Annotated in this window: 11 protein-coding genes; 7 read left to right on the top strand and 4 right to left on the bottom strand. The window is 72.1% G+C overall.

What is annotated here, in order from left to right; all coding sequences use genetic code 11:
• Positions 1 to 14: 14 nt before the first annotated feature.
• Entirely contained in the window at positions 15 to 839 is an 825-nt protein-coding gene (locus tag ACIQPQ_RS27280) for a VOC family protein (protein WP_401308545.1), read from the top strand.
• Positions 840 to 1,054: 215 nt separating this feature from the next.
• Here ACIQPQ_RS27280 and ACIQPQ_RS27275 read toward each other — a convergent pair whose 3' ends face one another.
• On the bottom strand, positions 1,055 to 2,299 hold the full coding sequence (locus tag ACIQPQ_RS27275; protein ID WP_401308543.1) for an ROK family transcriptional regulator: 1,245 nt from the start codon (positions 2,297 to 2,299) through the stop codon (positions 1,055 to 1,057).
• A 224-nt stretch (positions 2,300 to 2,523) separates the two neighbouring features.
• Between ACIQPQ_RS27275 and mmsA the strand changes: the two genes are divergently transcribed.
• From mmsA to ACIQPQ_RS27260, 3 genes are all read left to right on the top strand, one after another.
• On the top strand, positions 2,524 to 4,074 hold the full coding sequence (gene mmsA / locus ACIQPQ_RS27270; RefSeq protein WP_401308541.1) for a multiple monosaccharide ABC transporter ATP-binding protein: 1,551 nt from the start codon (positions 2,524 to 2,526) through the stop codon (positions 4,072 to 4,074).
• Positions 4,071 to 5,474, top strand: coding sequence for a multiple monosaccharide ABC transporter permease (gene mmsB, locus ACIQPQ_RS27265; RefSeq protein ID WP_401308538.1), 1,404 nt, complete (start codon positions 4,071 to 4,073; stop codon positions 5,472 to 5,474). Before mmsA ends, mmsB begins: the two co-directional genes overlap by 4 nt.
• A gap of 183 nt (positions 5,475 to 5,657) precedes the next feature.
• Positions 5,658 to 6,857, top strand: a complete 1,200-nt coding sequence (locus ACIQPQ_RS27260) for a substrate-binding domain-containing protein (RefSeq protein ID WP_401308536.1) — start codon at positions 5,658 to 5,660, stop codon at positions 6,855 to 6,857.
• 118 nt (positions 6,858 to 6,975) lie between these two features.
• Here ACIQPQ_RS27260 and ACIQPQ_RS27255 read toward each other — a convergent pair whose 3' ends face one another.
• The gene (locus ACIQPQ_RS27255) at positions 6,976 to 8,460 is read right to left on the bottom strand and encodes a glycoside hydrolase family 16 protein (RefSeq protein WP_401308534.1); all 1,485 of its coding nucleotides are present in this window, start codon (positions 8,458 to 8,460) and stop codon (positions 6,976 to 6,978) included.
• Positions 8,461 to 8,855: 395 nt separating this feature from the next.
• Here ACIQPQ_RS27255 and ACIQPQ_RS27250 point away from each other — a divergent pair, with 395 nt between their 5' ends.
• The 3 genes from ACIQPQ_RS27250 (at position 8,856) to ACIQPQ_RS27240 (ending at position 11,376) form a co-directional block, all read left to right on the top strand.
• Positions 8,856 to 9,692 carry an NAD(P)H-binding protein gene (locus ACIQPQ_RS27250; RefSeq protein ID WP_401308531.1) on the top strand — a complete coding sequence of 279 codons (837 nt, stop codon included), beginning with the start codon at positions 8,856 to 8,858 and terminating at the stop codon, positions 9,690 to 9,692.
• A gap of 228 nt (positions 9,693 to 9,920) precedes the next feature.
• Positions 9,921 to 10,436 (top strand): hypothetical protein, encoded by a 516-nt coding sequence (locus tag ACIQPQ_RS27245; RefSeq protein WP_401308528.1) that lies wholly within the window; start codon positions 9,921 to 9,923, stop codon positions 10,434 to 10,436.
• A gap of 106 nt (positions 10,437 to 10,542) precedes the next feature.
• The gene (locus tag ACIQPQ_RS27240; protein WP_401308525.1) at positions 10,543 to 11,376 is read left to right on the top strand and encodes a GNAT family N-acetyltransferase; all 834 of its coding nucleotides are present in this window, start codon (positions 10,543 to 10,545) and stop codon (positions 11,374 to 11,376) included.
• On the opposite strand, the gene ACIQPQ_RS27235 is transcribed toward ACIQPQ_RS27240, so the two are convergent.
• Together ACIQPQ_RS27235 and ACIQPQ_RS27230 are read right to left on the bottom strand one after the other, a co-directional pair.
• A complete protein-coding gene (locus ACIQPQ_RS27235; protein WP_401308522.1) occupies positions 11,369 to 12,520 on the bottom strand; it encodes an AI-2E family transporter in 1,152 nt (383 codons plus the stop codon). The two genes, ACIQPQ_RS27240 and ACIQPQ_RS27235, sit on opposite strands and share 8 nt — an antisense overlap.
• A gap of 90 nt (positions 12,521 to 12,610) precedes the next feature.
• Positions 12,611 to 13,003 (bottom strand): UBP-type zinc finger domain-containing protein, encoded by a 393-nt coding sequence (locus tag ACIQPQ_RS27230; protein WP_401308648.1) that lies wholly within the window; start codon positions 13,001 to 13,003, stop codon positions 12,611 to 12,613.
• Between the last annotated feature and the right edge of the window lie 20 nt (positions 13,004 to 13,023).

Genomic DNA, 13,023 nt, shown 5'->3' with positions numbered 1-13,023 from the left:
GAAGGACGACCGCCGTGATCACCACAGAGGCCACCCCCGGCACCCCGTGCTGGCTCGACCTGGGCACCCCCGACGTGCGGGCGGCCGCCGCCTTCTACGGCTCGGTGCTGGGCTGGGAGTACACCCCCATGGGCGGCGTGGAGGCCCCCGGCGGCGCGGAGACCCCGGACGGCATGGAAGGGGGCATGTTCCGCAAGGACGGCAAGACGGTGGCGGGCCTCGGCAGCCTCACCGAGGAGGGGGCGCGGTCGGCCTGGATGATCTACTACGCCGTCGAGGACGCCGACGCCACGACCCGTGCCGTGCGGGACGCGGGCGGCGCGGTCCGGGTGGCGCCGACGGCGCTGGAGGACTGGGGCACCATGGCGCAGTACACCGACCCGCTGGGCGGCGAGTTCGCGGTCTGGCAGCCCGGCCGGGACACCGGTTTCGAACTGGTGGAGGAGCCGGGGTCGCTGGCCTGGACGGAGCTGTGCACCACCGACTCGGCGGCGTCCCGCGAGTTCTACGGCGGCACTCTCGGCTGGTGGTTCAGCGAGATGCGGATGCCGGGCGGCGAGGGCCTCTACACCCTGATCACCGCAGGCGGACTGCCCGAGGAGCGCATGCACGGCGGCCTGATGGAGGTCGGCGCGGACGCACTGGCGCCGAGCGGCGGACGGCCCTACTGGCACCCTGTGTTCGCCGTCACCGACTGCGACGCGGCGGCCGCCGCCGTCACCGCGCACGGCGGCACCGTCTCCACCGGCCCCGTGGACGCGGAGGGCGTCGGCCGCCTCGCCGTCTGCGCCGACCCGTGGCGCGCCGACTTCGTGGTCCTCGCCCCGGCCGGGAACTGACGCCGGGAGCCCGCGGCAACGCGTGTTCACCTCCGCGTCCGTTGAATGATCTGTCGGTGGGCCGGTCGGCCGGTCGGCCGGTAGGCGGGTTCGTGGGTGCCGGGACCGGGCGGCCGGGGGCAGCCGTGCCCCGGCGCCACGACCCTTCGGAGGCGACCTGATCCGCTCCGCCCGCTCCGCTGCCCGGTCCGTCCGGTCCGGTTCCCCGTCAGGCCTCAGTCCGCCAGCAGCGCCGACAACTGCGGTGAGTAAGTGGCGTGCAGGACCAGCGCGGCGCTCCCCACCACCGCCGCGTCGGTGCCCAGCGGCGACGCCTCCACGCCCACCACCCGGATCTGCCGGGACAGCGGCCGCGTGGCCAGCGCCTCGGCCACCACGTCGACGTACCGCGACTCGACGTGCTGGATGCCGTGGCCGCCGAGGACGATCAGGTCGACGTCGATGAAGTTCGCGATGTTCACCGCGACCGACGCGACGTGCTCGGCCGTCTCGTCGATGACCGCCGCCGCGACGGGGTCGCCCGCCGCCGCCGCGACCCGGATCGCGCCGTGGTCGACGGAGGCCGGGTCCGCCGCGAACGGTCGCGCCAGCACACTCCCGGAGTCCGGGTCCGCGAGCAGCCTGCGGTGCACCTCCGCCACGATCGCGGTCGGGTTGATCTGTCCCTCCAGACAGCCCCGGTTGCCGCAGTAGCACTCCGGTCCGTCGGGCAGCACCGAGGAGTGCCCGAACTCGCCCGCGTTGAGCGAACCGCCGCGGTACACCTGGTGGTTGAGGATCAGACCGCCGCCGATACCGGTGCCGAAGAAGAAGTACGCGAAGTCCGCCACGCCCCGGCCCGCGCCCGACCAGCGCTCGCCGACCGCGGCGGCCGTGGCGTCGTTGTCCAGGGTCACGGGCAGCCCCGTGGCCTCGCCCAGCATGCTCTGCACCGGGACACGCGTCCAGTGCGTGAGCTGGGGCGCGCCCACGATCGTGCCGTGCCTGACGTCGATCGGACCGGGCGTCGCGAGCCCCAGTCCGAGCACCTTGTCCCGGTCCACGCCCGTCTCCGCGAGGACGTCCGCGACCAGTTCCGCCATCGCCTTGACGACCTGGACCGGGTCGGTCCCGGGATGCGTGGGCCGCCGCTTGACCACCAGCGGGCGGCCCAGGAGATCGACCACGGTGCAGCTCAGCTCGACGGGGTCGAAGTGCAGCCCGACCGCGCTGCCCGCGTCCGCGTTGAGGCGCAGCGTGGTGCGCGGCTTGCCGCCGCCGGCCCCCCGGCTCGCGCCGTCCTCCCGCACGATGCCCTCGTCCAGCAGCCGGCGCACGATGCCGGAGACCGTCTGCGGGGTGAGTCCGGTGTGCTGCGCGATCTCCACCCGGCTGATGCCGTCGGCGAGCTGGATCTGGTCCAGGACGACGGCCCGGTTGTATCTCCCGACCTTGGGAAGGTTCGTTCCTGCCTGCGCCACGCGCGGTCCTCTCTGGTTGCCCCCGACAACATATCCTCCCAGCCCATTGACTTAGTAAAACAAATGGATTTAGTGTCCCGCAGACGTAGTACCCGCAGTCGAAACACCCCGGACACGAAGGCACGGGGCAGTGCCATCGGAGGCAAGTTGATGTCCATGGAACGCCGCAGGCGCGAAAGCCCGGGTGCGCTCCGGCGCGCACACCGTGGTGGGGAGCCGCGTTCATGACCCCCACCGCCACGACCCTGCTGGAGATGCGGTCGATCACCAAGACCTTCCCCGGCGTGACCGCCCTCGCGGACGTCAGTCTCGCCGTCCGGGAGGGCGAGATCCACGCCATCTGCGGGGAGAACGGGGCCGGCAAGTCGACCCTGATGAAGGTGCTCAGCGGCGTGCACCCGCACGGCAGCTACACCGGTGACATCGTCTACCGGGGCGAGCAGGTCCGCTTCGCCGACATCCGGGCCAGCGAGCAGGCCGGCATCGTGATCATCCACCAGGAACTCGCCCTGGTGCCCGGCATGTCGATCACCGAGAACCTCTTCCTCGGCAACGAGCCGCGCCGCCGCGGCGCGATCGACTGGAAGACGGCCCAGCGCCGGGCGCTGGAGCTGATGGAGCGGGTCGGGCTCCAGGAGGACCCGGACACGCTGATCAAGGACATCGGCGTCGGCAAGCAGCAACTCGTGGAGATCGCCAAGGCGTTCGCCAAGGACGTGAAGCTGCTGATCCTCGACGAGCCGACCGCGGCCCTGAACGAGGACGACTCCCAGCACCTGCTGGACCTGCTGCGTGGCTTCCGCGAGCGGGGCATCACCTCGATCATCATCTCGCACAAGCTGAACGAGATCGAGGCGGTCGCCGACACCATCACGATCCTGCGGGACGGCCGCACCATCGAGAGCCTCGACGTGCGCGCCGACGGCGTCAACGAGGACCGCATCGTGCGCGGCATGGTCGGCCGCGAGCTGAGCAGCCGCTTCCCCGACCGCACGCCCGACATCGGCGAGGTCTTCTTCGAGGTCCGCGACTGGACGGTGCAGCACCCCAGCTCCGAGGAGCGCCTGGTCTGCAAGGGCTCGTCGTTCCACGTCCGCCGCGGCGAGATCGTCGGCTTCGCGGGCCTGATGGGCGCGGGCCGCACCGAACTCGCGATGAGCCTGTTCGGCCGCTCCTACGGCACCTGGCTGTCGGGGCGGGTCTTCAAGGACGGCGAGGAGATCCGGCTGAAGAACGTGTCGGACGCGATCCGGCACGGCCTCGCCTACGTCAGCGAGGACCGCAAGTCGATCGGGCTGAACCTCCTCGACGACATCAAGACCTCGATGGTCTCCGCCAAGCTGTCGAAGATCGCGCGGCGCGGGGTCATCGACCCGGTCCGCGAGCACGGGATCGCCGAGGAGTACCGCAAGAGCCTGCGGATCAAGACGCCGACCGTCGACGAGGGCGTCGTCAAGCTCTCCGGCGGCAACCAGCAGAAGGTCGTGCTGGCGAAGTGGATGTTCACCGACCCCGACCTGCTGATCCTCGACGAGCCGACCCGCGGCATCGACGTGGGCGCCAAGTTCGAGATCTACGGGATCATCCAGCGGCTCGTCGCCCAGGGCAAGGGCGTCGTCGTGATCTCCTCCGAGCTGCCTGAGCTGATCGGCCTGTGCGACCGCATCTACACGGTGTTCGAGGGCACCATCACCGGCGACGTGGCGCGCGGCGACGCGAATCCGGAACTCCTGATGAAGCAGATGACCGCTACCAAGAAGAGCCCGACTCCATGAGCCGTATAACTGACCTTCAGAAGAACCTCTTCGGAGGCACGACCTCCAACGCCCGCCAGTTCGGGATGATCTCCACCCTGGTGGCGATCGTCCTGCTCTTCCAGATCTGGACCGGGGGCCTGACGCTCACGTCGGGCAACCTCATCGCGGTCGTCAGCCAGTACTCCTACATCCTGATCCTGGCCATCGGCATGCTGATGGTGATCGTCGCCGGGCACATCGACCTCTCGGTCGGCTCGGTCGCCGCGTTCACCGGCATCGTCGTCGCCAAGGCCATGCAGGAGTACGACCTCCCGTGGCCCGTGGGCATCCTGCTCGGCCTCCTCGTCGGCGTCGCGATCGGTGCCTGGCAGGGCTTCTGGGTCGCCTACATCGGCGTACCGGCGTTCATCGTGACCCTCGCGGGGATGCTGCTCTTCCGGGGCGGCAACCAGTACATCGGCAACGCCGACACGGTGCCGGTGCCGGAGGGCTTCCGGGAGATCGGCGCGGGCTTCCTGCCCGAGGTCGGCCCCGAGACCGGGTACAACAACCTCACCCTGCTGCTCGGCCTCCTCGCCTGCGCGGGCGCCGTCTGGCGGGAGTGGAAGGCGCGGCAGACCCGGCGCGAGATGAACGCCGAGCCGGCGCCCGTGTGGGTCATCGGGGTGCGGCTCGCGGTGATGATCGGCGTGATCGTCTTCGCCACCCTGCGCTTCGCGGGCGGCCGGGTCGGCACCAGCCTGCCGATCTCGGGCATCATCCTGATCGTGCTCGTGCTGCTGTACTCGCACTACACCCGCAACACCGTCGGCGGCCGGCACATCTACGCCGTGGGCGGCAACGCGCGGGCGGCCGAGCTGTCCGGTGTGAAGCTCAAGCGGGTCAACTTCCTCGTCATGATGAACATGTCGGTGCTGGCGGCCCTCGCGGGCATGATCTTCGTCGCCCGGTCCGCGGCCTCCGGCCCGCAGGACGGTCTGAGCTGGGAACTGGACGCCATCGCGGCCGTGTTCATCGGCGGCGCGGCGGTCTCCGGCGGCCTCGGCACGGTCAGCGGCTCCATCGTCGGCGGTCTCGTGATGGCCCTGCTGAACAACGGTCTCCAACTGGAGGGCGTGGGCTCGGACATGGTCCAGATCATCAAGGGCCTGGTGCTGTTGCTCGCCGTCGCCTTCGACGTCTACAACAAGAGCCAGGGCCGCTTCTCGATCATCGGGACACTGACCAAGCCGTTCCGCCGCGAGGAGGCCGTGGCGGTGGCCGGAGCCCCGGGCGCACCGGCCGGCGGCGCCACCCTCGTCAAGGACGGCGACGCCGCTCCCGTGAAGGACGCCGCCACCGGCCCGGACACCGCCGAGAGCACCGACAAGGACACCGGCACCGACTCGGGCACCGGTAAGACGAAGGTCGCGGGCTGACCCCCGCCCCACCTCGCCGACCGGGCCACCGCCCGGACCCCGCACCCCCCTCCGGTTTCCCCCCGACGGCCGGACACCCCTCCGGTCGCCCCAGACGACCGGGCACCCGGTCAACCTGACAGACCGGGTGCCCGGTCCCCCCCCACGGACACAGACGGACGAGCACCCGCCCACGGTCCGGTGATGCGACGCCATCACCACCAGCGCGCTCGACGGCGCACCAGCACCATCCACACCCGCAACCAGCAGCACGTACGAAGGGTTCACCTCACCATGCGCACACTCGTCATCAGAAGCATCGCCGCCGTCGGCGCCGCCGCCCTGCTCACGCTCGGAACCGCCTGTTCCAACGACCGTGAGGGCTCCAGCAGCAGCGACAGCGCGGACGCCAAGGGCTTCGCGAAGGACTCCCTGGTCGGCGTCGCCCTCCCGGCGAAGACCTCCGAGAACTGGGTCCTCGCGGGCCGGCTGTTCACCGACGGCCTGAAGGAGGCCGGTTTCAAGGCCGACGTCCAGTACGCGGGCGCCTCCACCACGGTCGCCGACCAGCAGGCGCAGATCTCCTCCATGGTCACCAAGGGCGCCAAGGTCATCGTCATCGGCGCGACCGACGCCGCGCAGCTCGCCACCCAGGTGTCGCAGGCGAAGGAGGCGGGCGCCACGGTCATCGCGTACGACCGCCTCATCACCAACACCAAGGACGTCGACTACTACATCGCCTTCGACAACTTCAAGGTCGGCCAGCTCCAGGGCCAGGCCCTCGTCGACGGCATGAAGGCCAAGAAGGCCAAGGGCCCCTGGACGATCGAGCTGTTCTCCGGCTCCCCGGACGACAACAACTCGAAGGTCTTCTTCGACGGCGCCATGCAGGTGCTCCAGCCCCTCATCGACAAGGGGGACATCGTTGTCGGTTCGAAGCAGACCGACATCAAGCAGACCGCCACGCAGGGCTGGAAGGCGGAGAACGCCCAGCAGCGCATGGACTCCCTGCTGACCTCGGCCTACGGCGGCAAGAAGACCCTCGACGGCGTCCTCTCCCCGAACGACACCCTCGCCCGCGCGATCCTGACCTCGGTGGAGGGCGCCGGCAAGCCGGTCCCGGTCGTCACCGGTCAGGACTCCGAGGTCGAGTCCGTCAAGTCGATCATGGCGGGCAAGCAGTACTCGACCATCAACAAGGACACCCGCAAGCTCGTCGCGGAGACGATCAACATGGTCACGGCGCTCCAGAAGGGCGACAAGCCGACCATCAACGACACCAAGTCCTACGACAACGGCTCCAAGGTCGTCCCGTCCTACCTGCTCCCGCCGGTCATCGTGACCAAGGAGAACGCGGCCGAGGCCTACGCCAACGACCCGAAGCTGTCGGCGCTCACCAAGTGACACCCGCCGTACGGACGGCGTGGATGCCGTCGTCCGTACGGCGGTCGGCCCCGCGCCTCCCGGAACCGTCCGGGAGGCGCGGGGCCGCGTCGTGTCCGCGCGCGGCGGACGTCCGGTGTCAGGCGAAGGGGATGCGGACGAACGACTGGTTGCCGATGCCGACGGTGCTGGAGCCGTTGCCGATCGCGCTCCAGACCTCCACGCGGACCTTGCCGTTGCTGAGGTCGCCGAGGGTGCCGGTGGCGGACTTCAGTCCCCGGGAGTGGGTGTAGTGCTCGTACCCGGCGACAGGGTCGGTGGCGAAGTACTGGTAGGTCTCCACCCGTTCCCAGGTCCCGTCACCGGTACGGTCGTAACTCACCCTGACCTGCTGCCCGTTGGCGACGCCGCCGCCCGCGTCCACGAACAGGTCGAACTGGGTGGAGCCGCCGTTGAAGGCGCGGGTGATCCCGGAGGCCGTGAACACCTGCGGGTTGCTCGGGGTGCCGTCGTGGTTGGCGCCGCCCGCCGAGGCGAGCGTCACCGTCCCGGCCGACGCGGCGGCGTCCCCGGCGGTGCCGCCACTGCGCAGGTACAGCTGAGAGGAGCCGGACGGCGGGTTGGTGGGCGGCTCCGAGGTCGGCGGGGTCGTCGGGGGCTCGGAGGTGGGCGGCGTCGAACCGCCGCGGGTCCACACGGCGACGTAGTCCACGAGCATCGGGCGGCCCGGGACGGTGGCCGCGGTCGGGGTCTGCCCGGCGAGCGCGTCCGGGAAGGCGCCGCCGATCGCGACGTTCAGCAGGATGAAGTACCCGGCGTGGTTGGTCATGTTGGTCCAGGTGCCGGCGTCCACCTGGTTCTCGGTCACGGAGTGGAACTGCTCGCCGTCGACGTACCAGCGCAGGGCGTTGGGGGTGACGGAGCGGTCCCACTCGAAGCGGTAGGTGTGGAACGCGGACTGGCAGGACGCGCCGGGGCAGGCGCGGCTGTTGGCGATGCCGGTGGTCTCGTTGCACGGGCCTCCCGGACTGACGCCGCAGTGCAGCACACCCCACACGGAGTTCAGCCCGTTGACGTTCTCCATGATGTCGAACTCGCCGATGCCCGGCCAGTTCCAGTAGTTGCCCCGGTAGGGAGAGCCCAGCGCCCAGAACGCGGGCCAGTAGCCGAGGGCGGCGTCACCGGTCACGTTGGGCATCTGGATACGGCCCTCGATGCGCAGGGTGCCGCCCGCCGGGGCCTTGAAGTCGGCGCGCTGGGTCTCGATGCGGGACGAGGTCCAGTTGCCCGCGCCGTCCCGCAGCGGCGTGATGCGCAGGTTGCCGTTGCCGTCGAGGCTCACGTTCGAGGGGTCGTTCGTGTAGTTCTGGATCTCCCCCGTGCCCCAGTTCCAGGGGCCGCCGGGGTAGGAGTGGCCGGTGTCGATCTGCCAGTTCGACGACGAGGGCAGGCTGCCGCTCGCTCCGGTGAAGTCGTCGCTCCACTGGAGGTTCCAGCCGGACGTGGGCGGGACGTCGCCGCGGGCCTGCCCCGCGCCGCCGACGGCGACGAGGGCGGCGAGGACGACGGCCAGGGCTGCGCCGAGGACGAGATAGGGGGAACGTCTGATGCGGCTCGTGCTCAAGGAACACCTCCGTGCGGATGGTGCCAAAGGGTTTTTGAGAGCGCTCTCAGATGTTTTTTAGATGGAACCACAGCGGCCGTCAATGGCTTCACCTCGTTAACTTCTTGAAGGTGAAGGGGGGTTGGACGTGCGGTGATGACCGGCCGGGGGGCCGGGGCCCCGCCGGGCAGCCGGGTGGACCACTGCGCGGCCGGTCGGAAAACGCTTTGACGGTCGGGGGCGCGGGCGCGGAGGGTGGGCGGGCCGCCGCGGGGCGGGCGGGCACCGCTGTGCCGCGCCCCGGGTCCGGCCCGCCGGCCGGCGCACCGTGCGTCGCCCGGTACCCGCGCATGCCGTTCGCCGTGGGCGGTGTGCCGTACTTCGTGAGTCGTGTGTCCGCATGAGGGAGTCACTGCATGATCGTCGTGTCCGCCGCGTCCGGGGCCTTCGGCCTGCGCGTCATCGATCGCCTGCTGGCCGGGGGCCGGGAGGGCCGGGTGGTGGCCGCCGTCCGCACGCCGGACAAGGTGGCGCATCTGGCCGCCCGCGGTGTCGAGGTCCGGCACGGTGACTACGACCGGCCGGACACACTGGCCACGGCGTTCGCGGGAGCCGAGCGGCTGCTGCTGATCTCCTCGCCGGAACTCGACCCGGAGCGGCGGGTGCGCCAGCACCGGGCCGCCGTCGACGCCGCCCACGTGGCCGGGGTCGGCGTCGTCGTCTACACCAGCTTCCTCGGCGCCGACACCGAACCCGGCGGCCTCACCGCGGCCCACCACGCCACCGAACAGGCCCTGCGGGACAGCGGTGTCGACCACACCCTGCTGCGCCACCCGTTCTACAGCGAGGCGTTCCTCCACCCCGGCCTCAAGTCGGCTGTCGACAGTGGCGAGTTGCTGGACGGGACCGGGGGCCGCGCGCTCAACACCGCCTCCCGCGACGATCTCGCCGAGGCCGCCGCCCGCGTCCTCACCGAGGACCACCACACCGGCCGCGCCTACGACTTCACCGGCGCCCTGTGGACCTACCCCGCCCTGGCCGACGCCCTCACCCGCGCCACCGGCACCCCGGTCGTCGCCCGCCCCCGCGCGGAGCGCCTGCCGGGCGCCCAGGGCTGGCTGGAGGACCAGATCCGGGCGGGCGCGCTGGAACGCCGGACGGACGACCTGGACACGGTGCTGGGCCACCCGGCGACCTCGCTGGACGAGGCCGTCGCCGGACTGTTCGGGGGAGTGCGGGCCGACCGGGGTTGACCGGAGCGGGGGTGCGGCTGGTCCACGGTGCGGCCATGGGGCGGCAGTTGTCCTCCACCGCCCCTCCCGGGGTGTGTGGGCTGAGTCATCTGCTCCTCCCCGTGGGCGTCTTGGCGGCCACGAGCGGTCGCCCGTGCGCCCATGTCCACGGCGCGACCGCACCAACCCTTGGATGAAATCCTTGGGTTGACACCTTGACAGGCATCCAAGGGTTGCTACCTTGGGTGCATGCCAAGCAAAGAGAAGCCTCGCCTCATCCCGACCGGCAAGTGCTGGTGCGGCTGTGGGAAGGACGTCGGTCTCGGCAAGTTCTTCGCCGCGGGCCACGACAAGATCGCCGAAGCGGCGCTCATGGCCCTCCAGTACGACGGGTCGGTCGCCCAACTGCTCCACGCCCACGGCTACGGCTCGCACCACTCCGTCCGCGAGGCCGCCGTCGCCGACCCGGACTGCTCGTGGCGGAAGTGCCCCGACTGCGCCTACAGCGGTGCCCCCGCCAGCATCGCCAACCACCGCAAGAAGGACCATCCCGAACACCACGCGCTCGGCCAGGCGATCCGCGCCCTCGGCGGCACCTGGGACGCCCAGCGCGCCATCACGACCCTCAACGACCACGGCCGCACGTGGGACGACCAGCGGGCCGCGGAGAAGCGGGTCCGGGAGATCCTGCGCGACCTGTGCGCGGACGGGCTCATCGTGAAGACCGACCCGCAACGGGCCGTCTACCGGCTCGCCGAGGAGTAGGGCGCGACGGCGCACGGCGTAGGCCGGACCGGACCGGGGCCCGTTCCCACCGGCCCGGCCCGCCTGACAGAAACCCCTGGCAACCAGCCCCCGGACGGACTCTCCCATGAACACGACCCCCATCCGCAGCGAGCGTGAGCGCGCCGACCGGGCGGAGCGGAACCTCGCCGAGCACGCCGCCCACCTGCACCGCCGACTGCCGGGCGCGGCCGTCACCGAGGACGGCGATCTGCTGGTCGCCGACAGCGGACTCGACGACGACACCTTCAACATCGCCGCCGCCGCACGGTTCACCGACGCCACCGCGGCCGACCGGATCACCGGGACCCTGCGCACGCTACGGGCCACCGGCCGCCCCTTCTCCTGGTGGGTCGGACCCGCGTCCCGCCCCACCGACCTCTCCACCCGGCTGACCGCGGCGGGCGCGCCCGCCACCGAACGGGAGACGGCGATGTGGGCCCCGCTCGACCGGCTGCCCCCGCTCCCGGCCGTCGACGGCCTCGACATCGTGCCGGTCACGACCCCCCAACTGCTCTCCGCGTACGCCACCGTCCTCGCCGCCGCCTGGGACCCGCCGTCCGTGACCGTCCCCCGGTTCCTGGCGCGTTCCGCACCGCTCCTCCTCGACCCCGGCTCCCCGGCCCGGCTGCTGCTCGGCAGCCACCGGGGGCGCCCCGTGTGCACGGCCGAGGTCTTCTCGGCGGCGGGCGTCGCCGGGATCTACAACATCAGCACCCTGGCCGGTCACCGGCGGCGCGGCTTCGGCGGCGCCGTCACCGTCGCCGCCCTGCACGCCGCCCGCGCGCGGGGCCACGACACCGCCGTCCTCCAGGCCTCGGCGGACGGCGAACCCGTCTACCGGCGGCTCGGGTTCGTGCCCTGCGGGGAGTTCACCGAGCACGCCGTACACCCCGCCCCCGCCGATCCCGCCCTCAGCTGACCCGCTGCTCCGGCCCGGCGCGCAGGGCCTGGAACACCGACCAGACCACGGCCACCAGCGGCACCGCCACCACCGCCCCGATCACCCCGGCCGCGACCGCCCCGCCGACGACGGACAGCGCCACCACGACCGGGTGCAGCCGGACCGCCCAGCTCATCACCAGCGGATGCAGGAGATGCCCCTCGATCTGCCCGATCACCACGATCAGCGCCACCACGACCGCGGCCGTCAGCGCCCCCTTCGACGCGAGCGCCACCACGGCCGCGACCGCGAGCGCCACGGGCGAGCCGATCAGCGGGACGAACGCGGCGAAGAACTCCAGCAGCGCCAGCGGCAGCGCGAGGGGGACACCCAGCAGGGACAGGGCGATGCCCACGAGGACCGCGTTGACGGCCGCCACCAGCAGGATGCCGTGGGTGTAGCCGGTGAACGTCCGCCAGGCGGTCCGGCCGCCGAGCGCGCACCGCTCGCGCGCCCCCGGCGGCAGCTGGTCGCAGAACCAGCGCCACTGCCGGTCCCCGGAGTGGGTGAAGAACACCGCGCAGAACAGGGCCAGCGCCAGCACCGTCAGCACCTCCACCAGCTTCCCGGCGCCGCTCAGCGCGGTACTGACGACGGTGGAACGGTGGCTGGCCAGCAGACGCCCGATGCGGGCCTGGAGGTCGTTCAGCGCTCCCGGGTCGAGCCGGAACGGCGGGTCCTCCAGCCGCCGCTCGATCCGGTCGAAGCCCGTGGAGAACTCCCGTTCGAGGCCGGTGCGCTGGTCCGCGACGGTCTCCCCGACCAGCGCCAGCACGCCGAGGAACAGCGCCGTCCCGGCGAGGACGGCCACGGCCACCGCCAGCGGCCGGGGCAGGAACCGGCTCAGCAGACCGGTCAGCGGGCGCAGCACGGCGGCGCCCACCAGCCCGAGGAACACGGCGACCGCGACCCGGTGGAACCGCCCCAGCACCGAGAAGGCCGCCTGCACGACGACGCCGATGACGATGATCCGCCAGGCGTACGCCGCGGACACCCGCAGCGCCCCCGGCACGCGGCCCTGCGCGTCCCCCGCCCGGTCGCCCCGCCTCGGCGCGTCACGCGACCCCGCGGCTCGGGGCTGTCCGGTCGGCGGGGGCGCGGACGGATCGGGGAGGGGTGCCATGCCCCTCCTGCTTCCACCCCCGGCCCGGCCGCCCACGCGGGTCGGCCCGGATTCGCCCGAAGGTACCGCCGGACGCGACCGGCCGCCGTATCAGCGACCCGGCGTGCCGGACCGGGCGGTGGCGGGCGGCGGCGCGGGGTCCAGGAACAGCTCGCAGACGTAGCACCACCCCCACGCCTCGCCCGGCTCCGCCGAGCGGGCCACGGGATGGCCGGTCGCCTCGTGATGCGCGGTCGCGTGCGCGCCGGGGGAGCTGTCGCAGCAGCCGACGTGCCCGCAGGTGAGACAGACCCGCAGCCGGACCCACGGACGCCCCCGCGCACGGCACTCCGCGCAGCCCCCGGCGGCACCCGACCCGGCACCGCGACCGGCACCGTCGGCGGCACCCGCACCGGACTCCGCAGGATCGTCATGGGGCGGGTCCGTGGCCGCCGCGTGCGGGCAGCTGCGTCCCTCCGGTCGTCCGCCGTCGGCCCGCGGCACCCATCCGGTCACGCCCCGCC

This window comes from Streptomyces sp. NPDC091281 (assembly GCF_044757425.1).
Lineage (GTDB): Bacteria > Actinomycetota > Actinomycetes > Streptomycetales > Streptomycetaceae > Streptomyces.
The sequence above is the reverse complement of the archived record's forward strand: the minus strand, read 5'-3'. Positions and strand labels throughout refer to the sequence as shown.

Bases quoted from the DNA above. Each gene is read 5' to 3' on its own strand.
- ACIQPQ_RS27235 (WP_401308522.1), bottom strand. From the start codon at position 12,520: ATGGCACCCCTCCCCGATCCGTCCGCGCCCCCGCCGACCGGACAGCCC.
- ACIQPQ_RS27240 (WP_401308525.1), top strand. From the start codon at position 10,543: ATGAACACGACCCCCATCCGCAGCGAGCGTGAGCGCGCCGACCGGGCG.
- mmsB (WP_401308538.1), top strand. From the start codon at position 4,071: ATGAGCCGTATAACTGACCTTCAGAAGAACCTCTTCGGAGGCACGACC.
- mmsA (WP_401308541.1), top strand. From the start codon at position 2,524: ATGACCCCCACCGCCACGACCCTGCTGGAGATGCGGTCGATCACCAAG.
- ACIQPQ_RS27245 (WP_401308528.1), top strand. From the start codon at position 9,921: ATGCCAAGCAAAGAGAAGCCTCGCCTCATCCCGACCGGCAAGTGCTGG.
- ACIQPQ_RS27250 (WP_401308531.1), top strand. From the start codon at position 8,856: ATGATCGTCGTGTCCGCCGCGTCCGGGGCCTTCGGCCTGCGCGTCATC.
- ACIQPQ_RS27260 (WP_401308536.1), top strand. From the start codon at position 5,658: ATGCGACGCCATCACCACCAGCGCGCTCGACGGCGCACCAGCACCATC.